At 47.1% G+C, this 23,683-nt stretch carries 24 protein-coding genes; 15 read left to right on the top strand and 9 right to left on the bottom strand.

Going from position 1 to position 23,683, the window contains the following annotated elements:
* Positions 1 to 64 precede the first annotated feature (64 nt).
* Positions 65 to 919 carry a LytR/AlgR family response regulator transcription factor gene (locus QWI17_RS17545; RefSeq protein ID WP_302723823.1) on the bottom strand — a complete coding sequence of 285 codons (855 nt, stop codon included), beginning with the start codon at positions 917 to 919 and terminating at the stop codon, positions 65 to 67.
* A 141-nt stretch (positions 920 to 1,060) separates the two neighbouring features.
* On the opposite strand from QWI17_RS17545, the gene QWI17_RS17540 reads away from it, so the two are divergent.
* Positions 1,061 to 2,317, top strand: coding sequence for an acyltransferase family protein (locus QWI17_RS17540; RefSeq protein WP_302723822.1), 1,257 nt, complete (start codon positions 1,061 to 1,063; stop codon positions 2,315 to 2,317).
* Here QWI17_RS17540 and QWI17_RS17535 read toward each other — a convergent pair.
* The 3 genes from QWI17_RS17535 to QWI17_RS23700 all read right to left on the bottom strand — a co-directional run bounded on the left by QWI17_RS17535 (position 2,289) and on the right by QWI17_RS23700 (position 4,688).
* A complete protein-coding gene (locus QWI17_RS17535) occupies positions 2,289 to 3,101 on the bottom strand; it encodes a nitrate- and nitrite sensing domain-containing protein (RefSeq protein ID WP_302723821.1) in 813 nt (270 codons plus the stop codon). The two genes, QWI17_RS17540 and QWI17_RS17535, sit on opposite strands and share 29 nt — an antisense overlap.
* Positions 3,098 to 4,237, bottom strand: coding sequence for a methyl-accepting chemotaxis protein (locus QWI17_RS17530; RefSeq protein WP_302723820.1), 1,140 nt, complete (start codon positions 4,235 to 4,237; stop codon positions 3,098 to 3,100). Before QWI17_RS17530 ends, QWI17_RS17535 begins: the two co-directional genes overlap by 4 nt.
* A gap of 232 nt (positions 4,238 to 4,469) precedes the next feature.
* Positions 4,470 to 4,688: a DUF1810 family protein gene (locus tag QWI17_RS23700; protein WP_368045362.1), complete on the bottom strand. Its 219-nt coding sequence runs from the start codon at positions 4,686 to 4,688 to the stop codon at positions 4,470 to 4,472.
* A gap of 289 nt (positions 4,689 to 4,977) precedes the next feature.
* Here QWI17_RS23700 and QWI17_RS17525 point away from each other — a divergent pair, with 289 nt between their 5' ends.
* The 6 genes from QWI17_RS17525 to QWI17_RS17500 all read left to right on the top strand — a co-directional run bounded on the left by QWI17_RS17525 (position 4,978) and on the right by QWI17_RS17500 (position 11,211).
* Positions 4,978 to 6,942: an alpha/beta hydrolase family protein gene (locus QWI17_RS17525; RefSeq protein ID WP_302723819.1), complete on the top strand. Its 1,965-nt coding sequence runs from the start codon at positions 4,978 to 4,980 to the stop codon at positions 6,940 to 6,942.
* A gap of 323 nt (positions 6,943 to 7,265) precedes the next feature.
* Positions 7,266 to 7,517, top strand: coding sequence for a YciI family protein (locus tag QWI17_RS17520; RefSeq protein ID WP_302723818.1), 252 nt, complete (start codon positions 7,266 to 7,268; stop codon positions 7,515 to 7,517).
* 90 nt (positions 7,518 to 7,607) lie between these two features.
* Entirely contained in the window at positions 7,608 to 8,531 is a 924-nt protein-coding gene (locus QWI17_RS17515) for a hypothetical protein (RefSeq protein WP_302723817.1), read from the top strand.
* Between the two features lie 208 nt (positions 8,532 to 8,739).
* Positions 8,740 to 9,759: a family 43 glycosylhydrolase gene (locus tag QWI17_RS17510; RefSeq protein WP_302723816.1), complete on the top strand. Its 1,020-nt coding sequence runs from the start codon at positions 8,740 to 8,742 to the stop codon at positions 9,757 to 9,759.
* 173 nt (positions 9,760 to 9,932) lie between these two features.
* A complete protein-coding gene (locus QWI17_RS17505; RefSeq protein ID WP_302723815.1) occupies positions 9,933 to 10,265 on the top strand; it encodes a zinc ribbon domain-containing protein YjdM in 333 nt (110 codons plus the stop codon).
* A gap of 118 nt (positions 10,266 to 10,383) precedes the next feature.
* Positions 10,384 to 11,211: a glycoside hydrolase family 11 protein gene (locus QWI17_RS17500; RefSeq protein WP_302723814.1), complete on the top strand. Its 828-nt coding sequence runs from the start codon at positions 10,384 to 10,386 to the stop codon at positions 11,209 to 11,211.
* 128 nt (positions 11,212 to 11,339) lie between these two features.
* Here the strand turns inward: QWI17_RS17500 and QWI17_RS17495 are convergent, their stop codons facing one another.
* A complete protein-coding gene (locus QWI17_RS17495) occupies positions 11,340 to 13,388 on the bottom strand; it encodes a TonB-dependent receptor plug domain-containing protein (RefSeq protein WP_302723813.1) in 2,049 nt (682 codons plus the stop codon).
* Between the two features lie 202 nt (positions 13,389 to 13,590).
* Here QWI17_RS17495 and QWI17_RS17490 point away from each other — a divergent pair, with 202 nt between their 5' ends.
* The 4 genes from QWI17_RS17490 to QWI17_RS17475 all read left to right on the top strand — a co-directional run bounded on the left by QWI17_RS17490 (position 13,591) and on the right by QWI17_RS17475 (position 16,900).
* A complete protein-coding gene (locus QWI17_RS17490; protein WP_302723812.1) occupies positions 13,591 to 14,457 on the top strand; it encodes a MipA/OmpV family protein in 867 nt (288 codons plus the stop codon).
* 75 nt (positions 14,458 to 14,532) lie between these two features.
* Entirely contained in the window at positions 14,533 to 14,883 is a 351-nt protein-coding gene (locus QWI17_RS17485) for a DUF3019 domain-containing protein (RefSeq protein WP_302723811.1), read from the top strand.
* Positions 14,880 to 15,587, top strand: a complete 708-nt coding sequence (locus tag QWI17_RS17480; RefSeq protein ID WP_302723810.1) for a response regulator — start codon at positions 14,880 to 14,882, stop codon at positions 15,585 to 15,587. The genes QWI17_RS17485 and QWI17_RS17480 overlap by 4 nt, the downstream gene beginning before the upstream one ends.
* A gap of 11 nt (positions 15,588 to 15,598) precedes the next feature.
* Positions 15,599 to 16,900 carry an ATP-binding protein gene (locus tag QWI17_RS17475; RefSeq protein WP_302723809.1) on the top strand — a complete coding sequence of 434 codons (1,302 nt, stop codon included), beginning with the start codon at positions 15,599 to 15,601 and terminating at the stop codon, positions 16,898 to 16,900.
* Positions 16,901 to 16,952: 52 nt separating this feature from the next.
* Here QWI17_RS17475 and QWI17_RS17470 read toward each other — a convergent pair whose 3' ends face one another.
* Complete coding sequence (locus tag QWI17_RS17470; RefSeq protein WP_302723808.1) at positions 16,953 to 17,837, bottom strand: LysR family transcriptional regulator; 885 nt, start codon at positions 17,835 to 17,837, stop codon at positions 16,953 to 16,955.
* A gap of 121 nt (positions 17,838 to 17,958) precedes the next feature.
* Between QWI17_RS17470 and QWI17_RS17465 the strand changes: the two genes are divergently transcribed.
* Both QWI17_RS17465 and QWI17_RS17460 read left to right on the top strand, forming a co-directional pair.
* Positions 17,959 to 18,327: a VOC family protein gene (locus QWI17_RS17465; RefSeq protein WP_302723807.1), complete on the top strand. Its 369-nt coding sequence runs from the start codon at positions 17,959 to 17,961 to the stop codon at positions 18,325 to 18,327.
* A 6-nt stretch (positions 18,328 to 18,333) separates the two neighbouring features.
* On the top strand, positions 18,334 to 19,050 hold the full coding sequence (locus QWI17_RS17460; protein WP_302723806.1) for a glutathione S-transferase family protein: 717 nt from the start codon (positions 18,334 to 18,336) through the stop codon (positions 19,048 to 19,050).
* Between the two features lie 122 nt (positions 19,051 to 19,172).
* On the opposite strand, the gene QWI17_RS17455 is transcribed toward QWI17_RS17460, so the two are convergent.
* Complete coding sequence (locus QWI17_RS17455; protein WP_302723805.1) at positions 19,173 to 19,538, bottom strand: hypothetical protein; 366 nt, start codon at positions 19,536 to 19,538, stop codon at positions 19,173 to 19,175.
* A gap of 148 nt (positions 19,539 to 19,686) precedes the next feature.
* Entirely contained in the window at positions 19,687 to 20,454 is a 768-nt protein-coding gene (locus QWI17_RS17450) for a MipA/OmpV family protein (protein WP_302723804.1), read from the bottom strand.
* Between the two features lie 146 nt (positions 20,455 to 20,600).
* Here QWI17_RS17450 and QWI17_RS17445 point away from each other — a divergent pair, with 146 nt between their 5' ends.
* The gene (locus tag QWI17_RS17445) at positions 20,601 to 21,764 is read left to right on the top strand and encodes a sensor histidine kinase (protein ID WP_302723803.1); all 1,164 of its coding nucleotides are present in this window, start codon (positions 20,601 to 20,603) and stop codon (positions 21,762 to 21,764) included.
* A 2-nt stretch (positions 21,765 to 21,766) separates the two neighbouring features.
* A complete protein-coding gene (locus QWI17_RS17440) occupies positions 21,767 to 22,405 on the top strand; it encodes a response regulator (RefSeq protein WP_302723802.1) in 639 nt (212 codons plus the stop codon).
* A gap of 60 nt (positions 22,406 to 22,465) precedes the next feature.
* Here QWI17_RS17440 and QWI17_RS17435 read toward each other — a convergent pair whose 3' ends face one another.
* On the bottom strand, positions 22,466 to 22,963 hold the full coding sequence (locus QWI17_RS17435) for a hypothetical protein (RefSeq protein ID WP_302723801.1): 498 nt from the start codon (positions 22,961 to 22,963) through the stop codon (positions 22,466 to 22,468).
* Between the last annotated feature and the right edge of the window lie 720 nt (positions 22,964 to 23,683).

Genomic DNA, 23,683 nt, shown 5'->3' with positions numbered 1-23,683 from the left:
CAAGGGACTGCCATCCCCCCATTTTTACAATGACCCCCCTCTCTAACCGCTATATTTGGCCACCTCACGGCTTGTCGGCGAACGCAGACTTAAAGGCATCTCGATAACGCCGCGACAGAGGCACCTGCTGATCATTGGTTAGCGCAATTACATAATCGCCAAATTCGGTCGGCTCTATATGCTTTACCTGGTTCAGATTGACAATGGCAGAGCGATGTACCCGCCGGAAATTTTGTGCCGGAAGCTGTTTCGCAAGCTTAGCCATCGTCGAGCGCATTGGATAGACGCGCCCGCCCACGTGCAAATTGACATAGTTACCAGACGCCTCAACCCATTCAACATCAGCGGTGGTAATCAGGAATTCTTTACCCAGTTTTTTGACCAATAGACGATCTGCAAGCTGCTCATTGGATTCCTCGCCTTTGTCGATATAGCTGGCTTCACCACGCAGGCGTCGCACCATAAACTGATAACCTGAAATGACCACCACAATGGTGATATAGCTCATGGCATCTTTGCGAAATTCGTACACAAACTCATACCAAAAATCGCCAAAATTGTAGTGGGAACCAGCGAGCCAATACCAAAGCTTGCGCAAGGCGACCATGCCACTGACATGAATGATAGAAAATAAAATTAACCCGAATGCGTGGCCCAATAACTGGGCCGGAAGCGAAAAGCGAGATTGGAGCAAGCGGTTTATGTACGCGATGGGCCAAATGCACAGCAGAATCATCACTATACTTGTCACCTCCCAGCACAGTGGTTGCCAATAGTCGATGGACCGGCCTTCGCGTTGATACTCCATGATGACAGTGGTCGTGAGCAGCGCAATATTAAGCAGCGCCCATATCAATAAAAAAACACAGGGCCATAAAATCTGGTGTTCTAAGAAATGTTGTTTAAGCCGTTCAGGCATGCCTATATCCTGCTGCTAAGCGTTTCATCACACTGGGTTGCCGTTTATCACAATTTGTTTTCTATCAGTCACTTAGGGAGCCTACCGAGGTAGCTTAAGCTACACAATACCCGTGAATTTAGTGTGCAACGGGAGGACACCATGTCTGCTGAAAAGTATCAACCTTGGTACCAACAACGTAAGAATGAACTCGACGGCTTGCGGGTACTCGCCTTTGGTTTGCTTATTCTGTACCACCTGGGCATGGCCTATGTAGCCGACTGGGGCTGGCATGTGAAAAGCCAATACCAAAGTGAATTTGTACAGTACCTTATGTTGTGGTCCAATCAATGGCGCATGTCATTGCTCTTCCTCATCAGTGGCGCTGCTATAGCATACCAACTCCAGCGTTGCAGTGGCTTAGGTTTTTTTCGGCGCACAGCAACGAGGCTGTTTGTGCCCCTGGTTTTTGGCAGCGTGTTTATTGTAGCGCCTCAGGTCTATATAGAAATAAAGAGTGAAACAAGCTTCGATCTCGACTATGTACAGTTTTGGTGGCAGTACATTGGGTTTGGCGAGCTACCGCATGTGTACATTCGCCTTGTACCTACCAACCTAACCTACAATCACCTTTGGTACCTGTGCTATCTGTTTGCCTATATCACAATACTTTGGCTGCTATACCCATTTGTTCGCCGGGTTACCGCCTCGCCGCTGGCGCGGGTCTTGGTGGCTCGCATGCCGGGTTGGTCACTCCTGCTGGTGCCTGCCGTAGGCGTGTTTTTGATTGGTGAACTCCTGTGGGAAGCCTACCCGACGACCTTTACCTTGGTGGATGATTGGTATAACCATGCTCGCTACGTGTTTGTATTTTTGCTCGGTTTTGGCGTGGTGCAATCAAACCGGCTTTGGCAAGCGTTCAAACAGTACCGTTATCTGAGTTTAACCCTGGGGGTTATTTGCTACTTAGTGATTGTGTTTTTGGTCAATGGCGGCAGTATTTCGCACTATCTACCGTTGGTAGAGCCTATAGAAGGGTACGTGAAAGGAGCAATATGGTCTGCGAATAGCTGGTTATGGATTTCGGCCGTACTGGGTTTCGGCCAGGCCTTGTTGGCTCGTCCCAAAGCTTGGGTGCAGCGCGCCAATCGAGCTGTATTTTGTTTCTATATCTTACACCAGACGCTTATCGTTGTTTCAGTCTATGCGCTGGCAAATATGACCTTGGGCCCAATACTAGAGCCGCTACTTGTACTCATAATAACCCTTGCCGTTAGTTTAGCGGGGTACCGCCTTGCCTCCAGATACACTTGGTTAGGTGCGGTACTGGGTGTAAAGCCCGAGCAAGGAGACAGTGTATTAAGCGCGGCGATTGCACCGACAAGTGTAGCTAAGAGAGACGTCGCGCAGAATCTATAGCTTGATCAAACTGATTGTAGATTCCCTCAATCGCTTCTGTGGCCAAGGCAAAGTAATTTTCTGCATTGGCCGCCTGTTCACGCTGAATGATGGTGTGGGCTACATAATGGTTTAAGTCGATCAACTTTTGTTTGTGCTCATGTTGTGGGGGCATTGTTTGCCAGGCGGTGGTTGTCGCCGAATCAATTTTCTGGCAAAGATAATTGAGCCTAATACGCGAGACAACACTGCACTCACCACTGGCGGCTACGGCTGTACCCATGGCTCGCAGTTGCCCGACACATTCCGCCGCAATAAGAAGTTCACGCCAGGCGAAATTGAGAGGCTTGCCCTTAACGTTGATCAACAGTAGATCATGTGATTGAGCCATGTCATCTATCAGGTACAGTAATGATTGAATAAGAGCATTGTGCTGTTTGATATTTTGATCCAGCTCAAGGTCGTTGAAACCGGCTTCGAGCCTTTGCCAATGATCAATAATAGAAAGCCAACGTGCATTGCCTGCGAGCCACAAGCTGGATCGGCTCGCATCACTTTTTTGCCTGGTAATGTCGCCCTGAAGCTTGCGAATTTTACTGTCCAGCTCGGTGGCGCCATTGAGCCAACCGCTGCTCAAGCCTCGATGTTGCTGTAACTCCGACAACAGAAATCGCAGATTCCGCAGCAGATGCAAGCCTTGCATTTGCTGTCGAATCCGCGCTTTTTTGCGGCGCATAGCAAGCACTACAACGGCCGCAGTTGTGGTGCAAACAAACAGCATTAAGCCGATCCATATCATATTCATGAGTCCTCAGCCTGGCACAGCTGACATACGTGCTTCGCGACTTGCTGCGATTGTTGCGCAATAAGGCTGTTCTGTTCTGCCAGAGCAGCCACCTCTTCTATTCGGTCTGAAATTTCATGGGCTGCAGTATTCTGTTGTGTAGCTGCGCTGGAAACCTCGTAAAGCTTGCCCGCCACGCCCTGAGCAAAACCACTGACCTGTTTCATAATTGATTCGGAGTTTTCTGATTGTTCCACCGCACCACCGACTTCACTGTTAAGCACAGCCATTGCCTGACGAACGCTTTCCATCTGATTCTGCGCTTGTTGTACATGGCCCAAGATTGTTTTGGTTGAGTCTTGTGAGCGGCTGGCAAGCGCCCGAACCTCATCGGCGACCACTGAAAAGCCCCGGCCTTGCTCTCCCGCCCTGGCCGCTTCAATAGCGGCGTTGAGTGCTAGCAAGTTTGTTTGGTCGGCAATCTCAGCGATAACGTCACAAATCGAGGCCACATCGCGGTTACGTGTTTCCAGTTCACTGAGTTGATTTTCTGAGTCAGATACTTGTTGCGTAACACGTGCCATAAATAGCTGCATTTGTTGCAGTAACGACAGGCCGTCTTTACCCAAACCGTCCAGCGTCTGTGCGGATTCATACACTTGCTGGGTTTGCTTGGAAACCTCGTCAATACTGTGACTAATTTGCGTCGCGGCAGCGGCGACCGATCGCGTGGCATGGGACTGCTCAGTAATATTCTGAGCTAACCGGCCAGAGGTTTGATCTAATTCGTTAGCCGCATGCTGTATTTCTTTTCTCACATCGTCGCCAAGCTCAGCTCTGCGGCGAGCATGTGTACGAGCCTGAATAAATTGCAGAACAACCGATTGTAAAAAAGGGCTGAATTTTTCTTCAAGCTCTTCCTGAGAGTAATCGGTGTTTTGTTCTAGTGCTTGCACAAGCGCGTGCGCATCGCTGTAAAAAAAGACGATAAGGCCCAGCGAACTATAACCTAGAAAAAGCAGTGGCCCTACAATCAGAGCTGTCGGTCCGCTCATTAGTTGCGCGGTGACGGCTGTGATACACAGTACCGTTACTAAGGCTATAAGCGTTCCTGTGCCTGCACTGTTAATAAACAGGCGTAGAGGAGTGAAAAGCATAATAGGTTCCATCTTTTAGGCTGTAGGTACATTCAGCAATAGGTGGGCCAAATTTAGACGGATGTTGGAATTGGCCAGTAGCCTAGGAAATTCGCGCTGTCGATGTGCGCCCCCAAACTAAAGTGCACAGAAACGAATGTTATCCTTCAGGTTTGGAATAATGGGGGCACTTGTTTGGGGCTGGGTCGAAAAGTATCGCACCAAAATAGTGTTGGCCAGTACGGTTGGGCCGCTAAAGCGCAGGTCGCATGGTGAGAGTGTTGTGATCTTGCTGGCCAGCAAAAAAATGATATATGGCGCGGCAAAAAGGTCCATTGACCGCCGCCAAGTAGAAAAGTGTCATCGAAGAGTGAAATTTCAGATAATCAGAGCGGCCAAAAATGTCCTTCGTGTTCAGGATCTTTTGCTCAAGACAAGTCTCTGTATTTTCGATGAGGCGCAGCCCGAGCAACTGGGGAAAAACAATTCACATCCTGTGGCTAACTTTACGCCCGGTAAGTAGTTTGAGCCGAGCCATAAGCTTCTTTCTGGGTTAATACGAACCGCTCTAAACGGTCAGTTGTCCTTGTCTTTGTAGCTCTGTGGGCGGTAGTTAATTCATATAAATCATATTTATTGTGGGCCGCGTGGCATTGGCCACTACTGTGTCGAATGTTAGTATTGCTGCTGTCGCTACAGCGGCTGGCGCCGCAATAACATTGATGTTTAAGGACAGTAATAATCATAATACAGGGGTCTTAATGATGCTTTCTAATGCCCGATGGATAGCCTACCTGCTTTTAAGCTTGTTCACATTAGGCGCAGCCGCTGCGCCGACCACCGATCAGTTTGGTCAGTTGCCGGATGTCGATAAACTCAGGCTTTCGCCCGACGGCAATAAAGTAGCCAGTGTGCTGCGCCTGGAAACGGAAGAGCTCAGTGGCCAGGCCGTGCAAATATCCTCAACCGAGAATGATGAGCGAGAAATAGTCTTGTTCACGGATAATACCGAGTTCTTTCTACACAGTGTTGGTTGGAAGGATAGCCGGCATTTACTGGTGACGGTATTTAGCCCCAGTGAACGAGACAAACAAGTGGGTGGTATGCGGGCCAAATTTAAAACTCGCGATTTTTCACTCATGGTGGTCGATAGTGAAAATGGCGAAATTTACAAGCCGTTTAGCAACGCCTTTGTTAACCGCTATGTGGTAAGACCCTCTAACTTTAATACCGTAATTGATACATTACCGGATGATCCTGATCATATTTTAATGGAGATTCCCAGCATCAATAATGGCTTTGCCGGCGCACCGACGGTGAGCAAGGTTAACTTTAAAACCCAAGCGGTTACGGTAGTGCAGGATGCCATGCCGTGGGTGTCCGGCTGGGTGACCGATCGGCAGCACCGTGTACGTTTGGCACGCAAGTACGACGATGGCATAGCCACTACGTTGGTTAAAGATATTGACAGCGGCAAATGGCGCGAGCTTTGGCCCCACGAGATATTTGCAGAAGATGCCGTGGACGCTTTAGGTTTCGGATCCGACCCAAATATTTTATACGTTAGTGCCTACCATAACGATATGCGCTCGGTATTTCGGGTTAACCTAAAGGATTCGGAGCTAAAAAAAGAACTCGTTTTGCACCGGGAAGAATACGATATTGGGGGTCACCTAATTTACTCTCCGAAAACGGATGAAGTCATTGGTATTAGCAGTCAAGAAATGGGTGGCACCCACTTTTTTGATGAAAAACTGCATAAGCTGAAAAAGGTAGTGAATGGTGCGCTAAAAGATACTTACAATTTTATTTTTTCAATGACAGATTCGCTGGATAAATTTCTGGTTTACAGTGTGAGCGATGTCGAATCCGGAACTTTCTTTTTGGGCCAGTTAGACCCGGTCAAGCTTGAGGCAATTGCGTACCGATACAGAAATTTGCAGCCGGGCGATATGTCGCCAACGGAGCGTATTACCTACCAGTCGCGCGATGGTTTAGACATTGAAGGTTTTTTAACAACCCCGAAGGGAAAGGAAGCCAAGAACCTTCCGACAGTCGTGTTTCCGCACGGTGGGCCAATGTATCACAACAGCCACACATTCGATTACATGACTCAGTTCATGGTCAGCAAGGGCTTCGCGGTACTGCGCATGAATTTTCGGGGCTCTACCGGTAAGGGAGTTGCCTTTCGCAATGCCGGCCTTAAAAACTGGGGCAAGGAAATGCAGGACGATGTGCAAGACGGTGCGCTCTACTTAATTGAAAAAGGCATCGCTGATCCTGCCAGAATGGCTACGGTTGGTGCTAGCTATGGCGGTTATGCTTCGCTGATGGGCGTAGTGAAAACGCCAGATTTCTATCAGTGCGCCATTAGCATTAACGGTGTCAGCAATGTTTACGATTTGGTGAAGGATAACCGTCAATTCTGGCGTACCGACAACGTTGTTGATAAACAGATTGGCAATGACAACGCAGAGTTAAAATCGATATCGCCGGTGAACTATGCCGACAAAGTGAAAGTTCCGGTTTTGATTATTCACGGAACGGATGATCGTCAGGTACCGATTAAGCATGGCGAGCAAATGCGCGACGCTCTATTAAAAGAAGACAAAGACGTGGAGTATCTTGAGCTTGAGAACGAAGACCATTTTCTGCTGAACGAGTCGAATCGTATTGCGACTTTAAGAGCAATGGATGAGTTTTTGAGTGGCTGTTTGGCTAAATAAAGTTTTCTCTATAAACAGATATACCCAAGCGCGCTTGTATGCAGGTGCGCTCGGATTCTACGCCCATTAACAGTGGATTGGGTAGATAATCTGGGCATTCCCGGCCTTATTCCTAATATTCGCTAGCGTACAGAGTTTTTTGAGCGCAAGGCGGCGAACTGAAAGCGTGCAGGCCGCACGATGAAGTGAGCCAACACAGAGATCGCAAAGGGCTTTACTGTAAAATCTTCTAAACGCAGGACTCGCAAAAACGATGTTCTAAAAATACGTCCTACAACCAAGGATTAATCCCGCTAGCATCCCAGTATGGAGTGAAACGCTTGATGAAGTACCTCGTTATGACAATTCGAACGCCATGTTTTCAGGCGTCCGTTGTGCCTGCACACAAGCAGTTTCTTGCGGATCTTGAACAACAGGGAGTACTGGAGTTGGCGGGCCCCTTCACGGATAAAACCGGTGGCGCCTATTTAATATCAGCGGATAGCCACGAGGCAGCTAAAGCCATAGCTTATAGTGACCCGGTGCATACCACAGGCTCATCGACTGTGACCGTGTATGAGTGGAACGCGTCCTAAAAGCTCTGATAATCAACCTATAATTACCGAGCAGAACAACAGTAGTATGATTTTCCCATAACGGCACAGGCTTAAAGGAGAAAGATCATCATGCGTGGTAGACAGTGGTTTATCTTCAAGGTTGTATTTGCATTCGTCATTATTGTTATCGCTTTACAGGTAATACAAGTGTGTAGCGATGCCACGATTGCGCGATTTGGTAGCTGGGGCTGGGTACACTTGGTTGTCGGCATTTTACTGTGTGTAGCCAGTGCGGTAGTTTTTTGGGCGACAGGCGTCACCTGGTTGGACAGGCGCAATTTGCGGGCGTATCGGGCAAGTGGCGATGAATCTTTTAGCGATGGGCAGCATGTTGCTTTATCTGGGTGTGTGCGCACCGATCAAGAGCCCTTGCAGGCGCCGTTTAGTGGCCAAGAGTGCGCGGCCTATGCCTACCAGGCCAGTGGTCAGCGTCGCAGCCGCTCCTCGAATTCCACCGGTTATGTTCAGCAGTTGTGTATGCTCGGTTTTGCGATGGTGCCGGCGCGGCTCGACTGCGGTAGTCGGCAATTCCCGTTACACGCCATGCCCTATGCGGACGATGATCTTCGCACGATATCACAGGGCGGTGATTGGGGTGATATCGGACTTGAGCAAATTAATGCCGCTGCAGAATCTATGGAGCCAACACCCGAGGAAGACGCACGCGGCCAACTCACAGAGGTAAATGGGGTGACGCGAGCTCCGATTTCAAAGTCTTTCTATGTTGCACCCACCCAAACCAGTGCCAATCAAATTAGCGTTATTCTCGATGTTTTGCCACTGAATACACCGGTTACGCTACTCGCCACCTATTGTGGCCCGCGCAAAAGCTTAGAAGGTAATCGCCGGGGCGGTATGAAAGTTTTCGCAGGTTCTATGGACGAGTGCCTGAAGACGCTAGATTACGATTTCGGTAAGGGCCTGAAACTGAGTGCGCCTTTAGCGGCTACAGGTGTTGCATTGTTAACACTGGCTTGGTGGCTGCCTGGGTAAAATTGACCGGTTCCTGGCGAAGCGCGCTTACACACTATACAGGTGGCGGGCAATAAAAGTTGCTAACGGATAAAAGCAAATATTTGTGGTACGTTAAGGCCGCTCCGATTTTACGGCTGATATTTTGGGTGGACGGTCATGTTCGCTGATCAAGCCTGAGCTGTGACTTTGAGCTCGAGCGTATGCAATAGAATCAAAGGAAAGCCCTATGATAAAAAATCTTCCCACTGCCCTGGCATTGTCCTTAGTGGCCGCAGCCATCACAGGCTGTACCCAGTCCGCATCAAACCCAACTGACGGCGGCTCCAGCGCAACCGGTAATCCGCTTAGCTTTGGCGATGGGTTGCGTACCGCTGACCCATCGGCCCATGTTTGGAGTGATGGAAAAATATACGTGTACACCTCGCACGATGAAGAGTGCCAGGAAGATTTTTGGATGAAAGATTGGTATGCGTTTTCATCCACAGATTTGAAAAATTGGCAAACCCACGGGCCTTTGCTGTCGGTGGATGACCTCACTTGGGCGGATAACTACGCCTGGGCGCCCGATGCAGCCTATAAAAACGGTAAATACTATTTGGTGTTTCCTGCCGGCACCGGTCATAAGGATCGAGTGAACCCAAAGAACAGCACCAAATGGATGGGCATAGGCATTGCCGAAAGTGACTCGCCGACAGGGCCATTTAAAGACATGATAGGTGCTCCGCTGTGGAGAACACCCTATGCCAACGACCCCAGTATGTTTGTTGACGATGACGGCCAGGCGTATCTCTACGTACATGCTAAAGATCGTGACTATCACGTGATTAAAATGGCCGATGATATGCGCAGCACCGAAGGCAAGCTGGTTAAGATGGATATGGGAGGTTACGAGCCAAAAATGGAAGGGCCCTGGGTCTTTAAGCGCGGCGAGTACTATTACTTCACCATGCCGGAAAACAACCGGGTGTTGACCTACTATATGGCCAAATCGCCGATGGGCCCGTGGCAGTACAAAGGCGAGATTATGGGGCAGGAAAACAACAGCAATAACCACCATTCGATTGTTGAGTACCAGGGCCAGTGGCTGCTGTTCTACCACCGCTGGTTGGACATAGATTCCGCCTGCGGTCGTCAGCGTCATAGTGCGGCCGAATACCTGTACTTTAACGATGACGGCACCATCCAGCCTATTGAGCGTACCGATAAAGGCGTCAGTGACTTCGCTACAAAGGTAAAAGCCAACTAACGGCGTAGTATAGATACATGACCACAAGCACCGACCATTAAAGCACGGTGCTTGTATTGTACAGACAGCTTTATTGATGGGTATGCCCGGGTTGTAAAGTACCGGCAAAGCACTCGCCAAATCAGACCGCTCTCGCTACCATTGCGGCAAATCCATACACCTGCGCGATCAATATGCCACATCCACCCTGCCCCAAATGTCAGTCTGAGTTTACCTATCAGGATCAAGCTTTGTTGGTTTGCCCCGAGTGTGGCAACGAGTGGAATCCCGACGAGCCTGACGAGCAGGCATTTACCGTGCAAGACGCCAATGGCAATACCTTGGCTGAGGGCGATACGGTGACCTGCATTAAAGACTTAAAAGTCAAAGGCAGCTCGCAGCCGATAAAGATTGGCACCAAAGCGCGGGTAAGGCGCATCGTCGAAGCGAAAGACCACCAACTGGACTGCAAAGTCGATGGTGCCGGTGAAATCATGATCACAGCAAAATACGTGAAAAAAGCTTAACGCCTAACGTTCTGGCTCTCTAATCCCTTCTTTGTTATAGTCAGCAACACTATAACCTACCTCGGCATGCTATTGGCTGTAGATTGGGGGAGGGTTACAACATAAGAGGAGAGACATCGTGAATTACTACCTACCCTTGAAAGCGGCGCTTTTTATGGCGGCTCTGGCCGGCGTTTCTGGCTGCGCAACGGAGCAGAACCTTTCGCAAGATTTGGCGAGCGAAGCGGCGGTACCGGCCGTTCGTGGCATTGATAAGTTCAACGCCTACACCGAGCGTTACCCTAGCAAAGTACATCTTACCCAAAACCACGCTACCGGCCATGTCGGTGAGTTTTTTTTCACTCACTGGAAAGATGGCGGTGCGGCCTCACTAAGCCTTGATAAGAAAGGTTCTTTCAGGGTTGACTGGCAGGGCGGTGGTTATAACTACGTGGGCGGCCCGGGCTGGCACTACGGTGATGAAAATAGAGAGATTGGTTATCGGTTTGATGAAGACAGTGGCGCTAATTTTATCACTCTGTATGGTTGGGGCTATGACAAAACCATGCCGAAAACGAATCCTGCACATCTGGTGGAGTACTACATTCTCCAGCGTTTTACTTATAATCCCAGTAAAGATGGTATTTACGGCAAGACCTTTATTAGCGATGGTGTAGAGTATTCCACTTACCGCACCGTGCGCGAGCAAAAACCATCCATCAATAGTACTTCGACCTTCTATCAGTACTGGAGCATACCTACCGAGCAGCGTGAACTGGGTAAAGATTACAAAATAGTTTTTGCCGACCATGTAAAAGCCTGGGCCGATACCGGCTGGATAATTCCCGACATGAATAACTTCGATGCCAGCGATGACCCAACTTATCAGGTGATGGCGGTGGAAGTGTTTAACCCTGCTAACGACGGAACGGCTTCTGGCCAGGTATGGGATGCGGCGGTTAAGTAATTGTTGCAATCAAGCCCAACGGGCTGGTTGATTCATGAGCTAAACAATAAAGGCCACTAATGTGGCCATTAGTGTTATTCCCAATAAACATTAACCTTACACAACACCGCTGAAACGGCAAAGTACAATCAAAAAGAAACTCGAAACGTTACCGCTGGCATTAAGCCGATTTCTGCTTCATCTACCGTCGCCACCTCGTCATTCGTTGATGTCACTTTTTTATAGTCAAGGTTGCGTTCAGAAATATTGTTGTAGTCAAGCAGATTAATAATGTCGATCATAAGCTCAGCGTCTTTTCCGAATGCAGTAGTCTGCCAGGAAAAGCGAACATCTAATCGGTTATAATGAGGTAATCGCTCTGAAAACGCATCGCCGTAGACGGGTAGCACATGACCTTCAAACCAAGGGTTATCTTGCACGCCAACAATGGGTGTGTATGCTTGTCCGCTGCGAGCCGACCAACGCCAACCTATGTTCATGTTGTGTCTGAACTGATAATTAAGCACCCAGTTTGCGATAATTGGAGTGTCCAAATAGTACTCACGAGTTTCATTTTCGATAAGATCTGTTCGTTCGCTTTTTCCGTAACTTAACGAAAACCAACCCCACCACTTGTCCGTTAGATCTTTGTTAATCATGAAGTCGACGCCATAGGCTTCCCCTTCAATGTCATTGGTGTAGCGCAGCGCAGCATAAGGTGAGTCGTCCGTGTGACCTTTGGGAAGTTCGTGCAAGGTTTTGTAGTAGCCCTCGAGAGAATAGCTCCAGCCATCGTCGAAATGTTGCTCGATACCCAAGGTATAGTGATCGGCCGTGGGGGATTTAAGATCAGGGTTACCTGTTTCGGGCAGAACAGTATCGATATCCGGAAAACGGTTGTACTGCCCGGCTTTTGCACTCAGAGTTGTGGACTCAGTAACATCCCATGTCACAGCAACACGGGGTAACAAAAAGTCTTCATCTGTATAGTCGTTGTATTGGTATTGAGCGCCAATATCTAACCGCAAATTTGCTCCAGGGCTCCAGCTAGAATTGAGATAATGACTGGTCTCTTTGCGTTGGTTATTTGTACTAAAGTTAAGTGGTTCTGAGCGGGTTTCATCGCAGCTTGGATCAAACTCGGTGCAGACAAACAGTATGGAATCGAGAGTGTAAGAAAAATCGATATCTGCCAGTTGGCTGCCAAACTCTAAGGCGAAAGAGTCCGACAATGGTACGTACAAGCGCGCTTTAGTTGTGGCCTGTTCGGCTTGGTACAACTCACTATACTGATTACCCCAATAAGTACCACTTTCGTCGTCTAGCAGGCCATAACCTAAGGTGAACTCCAGGCCTGAGTCTCCGCGATGAGTCCAGATAACGTTTTGGCCGGAATAACTCTCATCGAGTTTGGCGTTGCCATAGAAATCGGGGTTAGTGGCGACTAAGTACATCTTTTCCGTGAGCTTTGCTTCGGCATCGTCTCCTGCCCCATTTGCTGAGACAATTAAGCTGTTATGGTTGTTGATATTCCATTGGTACTTAAATTGATAATCGGTATCGCGCGGTACATCGGTAAAAACAATGCCGTCATCTTCGTCGCTTAAATCGTCTTCCTTGAGAAATAGATCGAGGAGACTTTTTCGATAGGAAAGGTAAAAAGCAGAATTATCAGTAATGCCCCCCTCTATAAACACGCCGGAGCGAAGCATCGAAAAGTCTATGGTAGCGCTTAGTGGCTGATTTTTAGGTTCACGCAAAGTAATGTCAAATACGGCACCTGTCGCGTTGCTGTATTCTGGCCCGAACCCTGCTGAATACATTTGAAAGTCATGTAAAATAAATTCGCTGAATATGGAAACGCCAAATTCATGAAAAATGTAGCTGGCTGGCATAAAGTCGACGGTAAATTGGTTGTCACTCGGACTGGAGCCCCTAACGGCAGGTTCCTGCCCCTGAGAATAAACAACACCTGGCAAGGCATAGATGGCCGATAACGGATCACCCATGGCGCCGGCCGTATCAATCAGTTTTTCTGTGTTTTGAGTAATGATGGTGTAGTCGCCCTCCCGGCTTGTGCTCACGACCAACATTTCTTCCATATTTTTGTCAGAGGACTCTGCATTTACCGTAGAGCAGAAAGCGAGCGGTAATGTCGCGAAAATCGAGAATTTAGTTCTGGCAGCTAAACGAGGCATTTTGTTGGAATCCTTACCGGTGTTTTGTCGGATAATTCGTTGAAAAACGCTATTATCCAAGGTCGCAAGCATCTTTTCTGTATCGATATGTTGCTGACTCGTTACACTCTGTTACACAACCATTTAACTTTAAGGGTAGACTTCCCTTCTTAATCCTCGGCAATGGTTATAATGCCGCTTGTTCCGTACACGACACTCTACTATGAAAATCAAGTTATACCTCTTTATGCTAACCGCTATGCTGGTCAGTAAATCGATAGTGGCAGCTGATATCGTCAGCGATGTCAGGGCGGGTGGCGATGGAAAGTCGTCCAGCTACGAAGAGAGTTATATTGAATTAGGCGTTTCACTGGTTGTGGCGAACAACCCCTGGGATATTGCGGCGGGTGAAGAGTACGACGATCATGATCTCAATCTGGATTTTGATGTATATGGCCAACTAAAGAAGAACAACTTTCTGATAGAGGTCACACAGGGCACGATGGATGGCTTGAATCTAGGCTATACATTTTTGACTACGCCAACGTGGCAAGTCGACTTTCTAGCGGGAAGCCTTAATGGTAGTTATGAAATAGGAAAAGATTACAAAATTGATGATAATGATACGGAGTCTGAGCGTAATCGAAAAATTTATGAGCGCAATCGGATTTACGTAGGAACGGGTCTACGTGTTACTCACTATTGGGGTAAGTATGTAGTGCAGGCCCGTATTTTGAATGACTTTGTTTATCAAAGTGGCACCGGTGGCTCATTGCGAATAGGCCGGGGATGGCAGTATAGAAACTGGTATATTTTTGGTATTTTTGGCGGTGAATACCGCTCTGCAAAAACTAACCAAATGTGGTACGGCATTGATTCAGATGAGGCTACCGCACGCTACCCCTCATATAACGCTGAAAGTACGTTCAATTTTAGTAGCCAACTCGGATTTATACGACCAATCAACGAGAATTGGGTATTACGGGGGTACATCGGATACAGCAATACACCGGCCAGTGCGAGTAAGAGCTCTCTTGTCGAAGACGAAGACACCTCTTATTCCAGTATCAGTGTCAACAGAGTGTTCTAGTGAGATACGATGGTGAAACTTAACAAGGATAAGTTTGCCTTAGTCATATTACTAAGTCTCATAGGATCACTTGCTATGGCCGAAAATGAACTAGAGCATGCAATGGATAACATGAATTTTTCGGTCAAGCCCAGTCGTTGTATCGCATTACATAAGGGGCAGAAGTGCTATCAAACGGTAGAGTTTTCATGGCGCTTGGTATCGGGGGGCCTATACTGTTTATACAGTTCGACTTCGACTGAACCACTCGTTTGTTGGCAGGGCAAAGCGCTAAGCAGTTTCCATTACGAGTTTCAGTCGGCCGAATCAATAACCTTCTATATTCGTAATGAAACTTTGGCCAGCACGCAAGCTAAAACCAAAGTTGATGTGGCTTGGGTGTATAAAAATCGTCAAAAAGCGTCCTCTGGTTGGAGGCTGTTTTGAGTAAAGAAAAACAATTGCAACATATTCTGGTTGTGGAAGACGACACATCATTGGCAGATTGGATATGTGATTACTTGACTCAAAATGGCTTTGAAGTGTCCCAGGCTAACCGTGGGGATACAGCGATTGAGCTTGTTCAGAGTGATAAACCTGATCTACTACTGCTTGATTTAATGCTACCTATTCAAAATGGCTTCCAAGTCTGTAAAGAAATCAGACCCGTTTACAAAAACCCAATACTGATGATGACAGCGAGCAGTGAAGAAGCTGATGAAGTTCTTGGATTGGAATTAGGTGCGGACGATTATATTAATAAGCCAGTCAAGCCTAGAATTCTTCTCGCCCGCATAAAAGCACTGCTGCGTCGTTTGGACGATAGCACTGCATCCGGTCATATTTTGACGTTTGGTACACTTAAGCTTGATGCGCGATCTAAAAACGTTTTTATAGATGGAAAAACTATTGCGCTTAGCTCTAATGAGTTTGAAGTGCTTTGGCTTTTAGCATTGGAAGCCGGAAATGTGATCAGTCGTGAAGGATTACTTAATCAATTACGTGGAATCGAGTACGATGGTTTTGATCGATCAATTGATGTTCGAATAAGTCGCATACGAAAAAAATTACAAGATGATTCGTCCGAGCCAAGAAAAATAAAAACAATACGTGGTAAAGGCTATCTTTTTGCTGCAGATGCCTGGGATTGAACTAAAAATCAATGCGTAAACTTAGCGTTTCACTAATTCTGGTTGTATTACTGTCTATCATCGGGCTTGGATGGTTATTGAATCAAGTGTATGTGTCAACAGCTGAGGAATCCAATGCGGGCGATGATACGGTAAAACTTGCTCGGAAAATAGCTACTCTTTATCAACTATCCGACAATAAACCAAATATCCTATCGATCTGGAACTCGACATCGATGTATCCACTGGAATTGATACCCAAATCTGATTTCCCTGTGCCTGAGTCTATTAAAGATTCTTTTCAGCGCGGTGAAGCGCTGATTCTGGAAACGGATACCGAAATTAAAGCCCACTTTTACCTGAATGAGTCGCATCATGTGTTGGCGATTTCCCTACCTTTGGCACGGCAACCAGAACAGAATATAAAAATCGTATTAACACTTATTTTCTACGCGGGCATTGTCATCATTGTACTGGTTTGGGTATGGCCGTTGATTCTGCGCTTAATCGCATTGCAGGATACCTTAAAAAGAATAGGTAAAGGTGACCTAAAGGCTCGAATAGGTGTGCCCAGCTGGTCTTATATAAAAACCATTGAGCGTGAATTCAATCGTATGGCACAGCAAATTGAGTCATTGATTGAAGATAATAAGCTCTTGGGGCGTGCGGTTTCCCACAATCTGAAAACGCCCCTTGCTCGATTACGTTTCGGTATAGAAGCGTTAACAGCAACAGGTGACTCGGAAAAGCGTCATGACTATGGGAAACGGGTAGAGCGCGATATGGTTGAAATGGAGTCACTGATCAGTACCCTATTGAACTACGCGCAACTTGAAGAAAACGCGATCATTCAGGATTTTACGCCTATCTCCCTTGTTGAGTTAGTTGAACAATGCATGCAGAGCTATTTGGAGAATAAACTCCATTGGAGGTTTGAGGTAGAGGGATTTGATAGCAATATTGTGGCGAACGAACAATACCTATCTATTTTGATACACAACCTATTTTCAAATGCGCAGCGATTTGCGAAGTCCGAAGTGCTGGTAAAAGTGCGGGTATGTACGGTTGGTTCCTCAGATCAAAGAATCGAGTTAAGTGTTGAGGACGACGGCCCGGGAATTGAACAGTCTGAAAGAGACCAGGTCATAAAGCCATTTTGGCGAGGGGGCAATAACCACAATGCGTCAGAGCAACCATTAGGTGGACACGGTATGGGGCTGGCCATTGTTTCTCGGATCGCCTATTGGCACAATGCGAAATTATTGATCTCTAAAAGTGATGGCCTGTCTGGAGCAAAAATTCTGGTGGAATTTCCATTGTACAAAAGTAGTTAAATTGTCTCGATTTAATTCCAGGCGGGTTTACTTGAGTTATGTTTAGTGAGGTTTATCGGGGATGCTTCTCGATTCGTAATTTATCCGCTAAGATCTTAATCAAGCACTTTTCTACTAAGCTCACTCGTTTAACTTGACGCACATCTCGGTGTTTTAATACCCAGAGACTGTTTTTCAAAAACTCTTCTACTGAAAACAATTTTAATAGTGGGTGAAGTTCGAATTCGTCGGGTAATATTGCAATGCCTTGATTGCATTTTACCAAGTGGGACAACGCAAAAAAGTCATCACTCGTAGTTACACAATTCTCGACACAGTTTTTTTCAATCCATTCATAGGCAGGTATTGTTGCCAGTTCTCCAGATCCACCAATAATTCGGTAGTTGGCAAGTTCATGCAGCTGTCGGGGTGGCCGTGATTCGAATTCATAGTTTTGGCTACAGAACACGCTCCAACCAACACTCGTAACCTTACGTCCTATGTAATTGTTGGGAGGCGTATTGGTCACTCGCAAGGCAATGTCGGCTTGATGAGCGTTCAAGGACAAATTGTGGTTGCTAACTTTCAGGTCAATGCGAATTTCTGGATGATCTTGCGCTAATTGGTTGATAAGAAGAGGAACTATAAAATACGAGTAACTGGTCGGAGCCGTTAGGATAACTTGGGCTGAAGCCAGATCATCGCGCTTATCTATTTCGCGTTCCATTTTGGCGTATAACGACTCAATCTCAAGCGCTGAACTGAGAATTGATTCGCCAAGCTTGGTAAGCGTATAGCTCAACCGGCTGTGTCGTATGAAAAGTTGGCCGGTTTTTCTTTCATAGTTGCTTAAGTGCCGAAACAGCGTGGACTCACTCATTCCCAGCATTAATGCCGCTTTAGTTGCTGAGCCGGTTCTGTAAACAGCGAGAAATATCTTCGTATAGTTCCAATCCATAGAGCGGCCAATGTCAAATATGAGATAGTGTGAATCATTTTTGCATATTGCTGTGTGTGAGGCAAACCAATACGCTGTGCACCAGTCGAGTTTAAAAACATACTTCAAAACAGGGGCCAGCATGATTGGTTATACATCTTTAGGAACAAACGATTTAGCGTCAGCCGCTAACTTTTACGATACTCTTTTTTCTTTGCTTGGTGGCAAACGGGTTTTTGAATTTGAAGATTTTGTTGTATGGGGTAAAGATGATAGTGAACCGAAGTTCTCGATTCATCTTCCATATGATAAGAATACTGCAACCGTGGGGAATGGTGTGATGGTTGCATTAACCGCGGAATCAAAGATTTTAGTGAAGTCTGTCTATGAAACAGCGATATCGATGGGGGCGACTTGCGAAGGCCGGCCGGGCTACAGAATGGATGGGTTCTATTCGGCATACTTTCGCGACCTCGATGGTAACAAGCTAAATGTACACGTCTTTGAGTAGAGAGCTATGAAAAACTATTTGAGCGACGTCGGCAAAAGACTTTCAGCTTACGGTAGGTACGAAGTCATTGGACATAGAATATGCCCGTATGTTCAGCGCGTGGTAATAGCGTTAGAAGAGCTAGGGTTAGATTATGCCAAGATGGATATAAGTTTAGAAAACAAGCCATCGTGGTTGAGTCAGTGCTCTCCGGGAGGAAAAGTTCCGGTTCTGATGGTTGACAATAATGCTATTTTTGACTCAGAGGTAATTTGCGAATACCTCTATTCAATATACAAAGAGTCCCCGTCGATCAGTGAAAAGCTTAATATTGCGCGTGGTCTGTCGTGGTGTCGATTTTCATCCGAAATTCTTGATCAGTTCGCAAGATTGATTTACTTGTCAAAAAACGAAGAGTCCATAGAGGATCAGACAAAAAACATCAGATATTCAATTCAAAAGCTAACTCTATTGAGATTTACAGCACCCTACTATTCTGGCGATACGTTTGGAGTGGTAGATGCCTGCTATGCGCCCGTTTTTCGGTATGTATATTTCTTTGGATCCGCGCTCGATTATGATTTTATCGGACCCCAAAGCGATTTATTAGCCTGGTCGAAAAATATACTAGAGCGCAAGTCGGTAATGAACTGTGTACCAACAACTTACGCCAATGAACTGGCAGAACTCATTCAGCCAGTAAACCCATTTCTGTATAGCAAAGTTCAATCTTCTATCGCTTAGCTACTACGAAAAGAGTGCATGCTGATATGCTTCTCCTTTGCTAATGAAACCCGACACAATGCAATAGTCTGTCTAGTAGGCCGCGACACAGGATCTCGGCCGAAAGAAACGCGGCCGTTTCACTACAAAAAGGTCAATTCGTGTGTTCTTACTTCGCAGTTCTCCGGACTGCACACTTCGAAGATTAAATAGTTATCGAACGGAAGTTCGGTAAAGTACTGGGTTAAGTCTTCTTCCCCTAAAAGATCGTCATCTTCGAAGCAACTAAAGTAGTTATCGGAATAGTAGTCGCAGTCAAAAGTCACATCGCGTGCAGCGGCGCAGTGATCGTTGTGCTCAACGCCACAGGCCTCATCTACAATTTTAATGTCATCATCCGATAGGGCGCGGTCTGGACTTAGGTAAACGCGAGCATCAAACAGCACGGCGCCTTGCGTACGCCATTCAATTTCGAGCGATTGGCTCGGGTAAAGCTCTGACGCGTCCACATCAAATTCTTGGATATCCGCTTAGAGGTGGCGATTTAATTCTTTGGTAACAGGGTCACTGTTGCCGCCACAGGCCGCCACCAGAGTTAGGACTGCTGTGACTGAGGTGCGAGTTAGCAATGTTAGGTTACTCATGGTCAGGTCTCGCCTATAAGTTAACGACATACATGATGCCCACTTGTGCACGATAGTCGCGGCCTACCAGTGGGCTGTTGGTGATTTCGTCATCGAGGATTTCATAGCGGGCAAAACCGCGCACCGAATGCCGCTGTTGTACAGGGACATATACCTGTAGGCCGGTAAAGTAGTTAATGGCGCTGTCAGCTGCGTACTCAAAACGGCTGACGCGTTCGTCGGCATTGTCGGGCATTACGCCAAATACATGGGTCGCGTACTTGTCTTGCAACCAATAGGCGCCAATCCGACCTGATACTTGCCAGCCGCTGGTATGCCGGTAGAGGGGAATGTCAGTTCTCAGCAATGCCGTAGCGCCATCAGAGCGACCTTGTATGTCTTGCACCAGACGCAATTGAAGGTAACCATAATCAAATTGTAGCCTTGCCGTAACCTCACCTTTTGCACTTTCATATCCATTAAAGACGGGGTCATCGGAGTCGTAGTCAGAAAGCGCAAAGTTACTTTGATAGGTCTCGTCCCGATAGCCCAAGCCAACGGAGATATCGACAGGTGATTGCAGTAATGAGTACTGCACAAGGCCTTCGCCCACCCCAAAACCCCAGCGTCCGTAGCGAGCACTGATATAGGGTAAGGGCATGTGTTCCAAATCGACACCTTGCCACGGTGCTTGAAAGGAGGCGCCGCCGCCGCCAACCTCGACTTGCCAGCCGTCCGGTGTGCCTGCGTGTGTTGTCAGAGCCAGGCCCAGTAAGGACCCTGCAAATATATACCGCCACATGATTTTACCCTAATTGCAATCCATGAAAGCCAGCATAAAGGAACGAGGCGTGCCGCTCATGTGTCGATTGTCATGATATAAAGTTAAATTTTCTGAATGACATCTGACACATACCTGCTCGGTGGCATTACGAGTACAATTGCCCCATGCCGAAATACTTTCCCAATATATCGTCGTTGTACGACTTAAGAACCCTAGAGCGTATCCTGGCGATATGCACCGGGTTATTCGTGGCGTATTTAACGCTTACCTTTGAAGACCCAAGTGGGTGGGTAACAACCCTGGCCGTTCCCAAATCCGTAATTGCAGGCTTGTTGGGAATCGTGATGGGGTATTTAGCGCTCGAGTTTTTCTGGGATGAGCTTGCTGGCCTCAGTCGCTACCGCAAGTATTTTTTTGCTCTGGCCTTTACCGCAACTTATGCATTGATACTGCTGTATGAGTTGAGCTTTGTCAGCATTTTGACTATTTTAATGGTCAACCGGGCGACGCAAATATTCAACTTGCCGACCTGTCTAGCACTGGCGGTTTTCCCTACGTTGTCGGGTGGGCTAATCAGTCACTTTGTGCATGCTATTCCATATTCAATACACGGTGCTTTTTTATACATACTGTTTAACCTGGCCATTTTGGTTATCGGATTTGCGGTGTTATCCGAGAGGCGAGAAAAAGAGCGATCGGAAAAACTATTGCAAGAGTTGCAAGCGACGCAATACCTGTTAAGTGAAGCGGCTAAGCAAGATGAGCGTTTACATATTTCCCGCGATTTACACGATCAGGTCGGCCACCATTTAACCGCTTTAAGCTTGCAGCTTGAAGTGGCTATTCATGCGGAGCCAGACAGCGCGTTGCAACATGTACATAGAGCGCGAGATATTTCACGCCTACTGTTGAGCGATATACGGGCGACTATTAGCGATATTCGCTCCAATACTGAGATTGATCTTAAGCGTGCTATTGAAAATTTAATCCAGCCGACAGATACAAGCCGGGTCGTGCTCGACATTCAGGACAACTTGAATCTACACAGCGCCACATTGGCCGAAACGTTATTTCGGTGCGCGCAAGAATCACTGACCAATGCACGTAAGCACTCAAGAGCCAGTCGAATACAATTGACTATCAGCAAAGATCACCACGCCTATAGATTTTCTTACGCAGACAATGGCGCAGTTGCAGACAAGCCAATATGGGGCAACGGTCTTACAGGTATGCAAGAAAGGATTGAAAAATTAGACGGAACGATGAGTGTTATCTCTGGCGAGCAGGGCTTTTGTATAGCCATATCCATTCCCAATCAGGAGCTTTGAGTGTGAGTATTAACGTGTTAGTGATTGATGACCAAACCTTGGTGCGTGAAGGCATCAAAAGTTTGTTGTCTTTGGACAGTGACATTGACGTCTGCGGAGAAGCTTGGGATGGTCAGCATGCGTTGGAGCTACTGCAAAGTACTACCGCCGACGTGATACTGCTTGATATTCGTATGCCTGTAATGAATGGCCTCGAATTTCTGGAAGCTATACAGCAGCAAGGCGAAGATTGTAATGCGCTGGTATTAACCACCTTTGACGAGCACGATTTGGTATTGGAGTGCCTGAAGTTTGGCGCGAAAGGGTATCTAAAAAAAGATGTAAGCCTGCATACTTTGGTAAGCGCGATTAAAACCGTTGCCGCTGGAAAAAAATGGATGCAGCCGATTGTTACCGAAAGGATTAAAAGCCAAGTTACTCCAAGCGAAAAAAGCCACACTCCATTGGGGGCCCCACTTACCGAAAAAGAACAACAAATACTTCAGTTGGTGGCGGCGGGTTATACTAACAATGAAATTGCCGGTGCAACGTTTCGCTCAGAAGGTACAGTGCGCAATCAGGTGTCATCCATACTGTCGAAACTGGATGTTAAAGACCGAACCCGCGCCGTACTCAAAGCTATGGATTTAGGTATGTTGTAGCCTTTATTCATGCCGCTTTAAAGTATGCCATCTTCGCTCATCTGATATTCGCCCGGTAGGCTAACTCCCACAGCTATTCTCTTCGGTAATTTCAGAGTAAGTCACGTACAATTCAGACTTTTCCATTGATATAAAACAGTAAGGATAAACCGCGACAGTTGGATAACTGCAATCACCGCTGCGGTCGGGAAGAATAGCTGTATATTGAACTACTAATTTGTTGGCACTCGTCACTACACCATCAATGCGAAGCCCATGGGCTGGATTTCCCTTGGTACCAGAATGTATGGCAACGACCTGTTTATTGTCGAAATTAACATCCGGTATAGCATCTTGATTGTTGAGATCAGTGACGCCATACACTTCGCGAAAGCGGTGAACATCGGAAATAACTTCGCGGCTAGGCTCAGAAATGGAGGTGCTGGAAGCTATTCCGCAGTCAACTATCTGGTAGGCGTATGCTGTACCTGAAGTGTCGTGATCCATGCCGTTATCACCACTGCCGCCGCAACCACTAAGCGCCAGTAGTAATGGCGTGAAAAAAATTACTGCTCTCATTCAAACGTCCTTACTCATTCGGTCAATAAATAAGGGGCTACTGTAACAGATTGGAAAATTGAGATCGTAAGTCTATTGCGCAGTACTACGAGTGTCCCAGTGTAAAAAGCCAGTTTTCCTATTCCGAGTCATCTAAATCGCTGCGCGTGGCGTATTGACTGGAAAGAGGAAAATACTGTGCACGATTTACTTAGCCAAGAAACCACCCAGCGAAACTCACACCGTTCAATTTTGGACCAGAATTTCTCAGGCTCCGGTCAAAGCTCACCGCGACTTCCCTGCCGGGGGTGCATGAAAAGCTGCAAAAACTACGCAACATGTAACGGCAAACCCTGGAAAGAAAAATAGTTCGCCAGTGTAACCGCGCAGAACTTTCATAGTGCTCTTCGCAATAGAAATACAAAAGGTGAAATTAACGTAACGAAAGCCAGAGCGGTTACTGTTGGCGCCTCACGAAGCTAGCAGGCTGTTGAAAAACCCCTTGCATGCTCTGCGAGGCCCGAAGCGTGCAGATGTCGTGCCTTGTCTCGACGGTCAGGGTGGTCCCCTTTGCTAGAGGCAAGGTGCGGCAGATGTGCGCTTCAGGCCTCGCCCTGCGGGACTTCCAGGCTGGCCCGTACTCGTCGTTGCCACTTTTCGATGGGTGGGCACACACCGTCAAAGTGGCGCCTAGATTACGAACCAGCCTGAGAGTCTGAGTACGTAAGGGGTTTTTCAACA

Origin of the sequence: Gilvimarinus gilvus, assembly GCF_030518155.1 — a bacterium.
Classification (GTDB): Bacteria; Pseudomonadota; Gammaproteobacteria; order Pseudomonadales; family Cellvibrionaceae; genus Gilvimarinus; species Gilvimarinus gilvus.
Note: the sequence above shows the minus strand (reverse complement) of the source record. Positions and strands in the feature narration are given on the sequence as shown.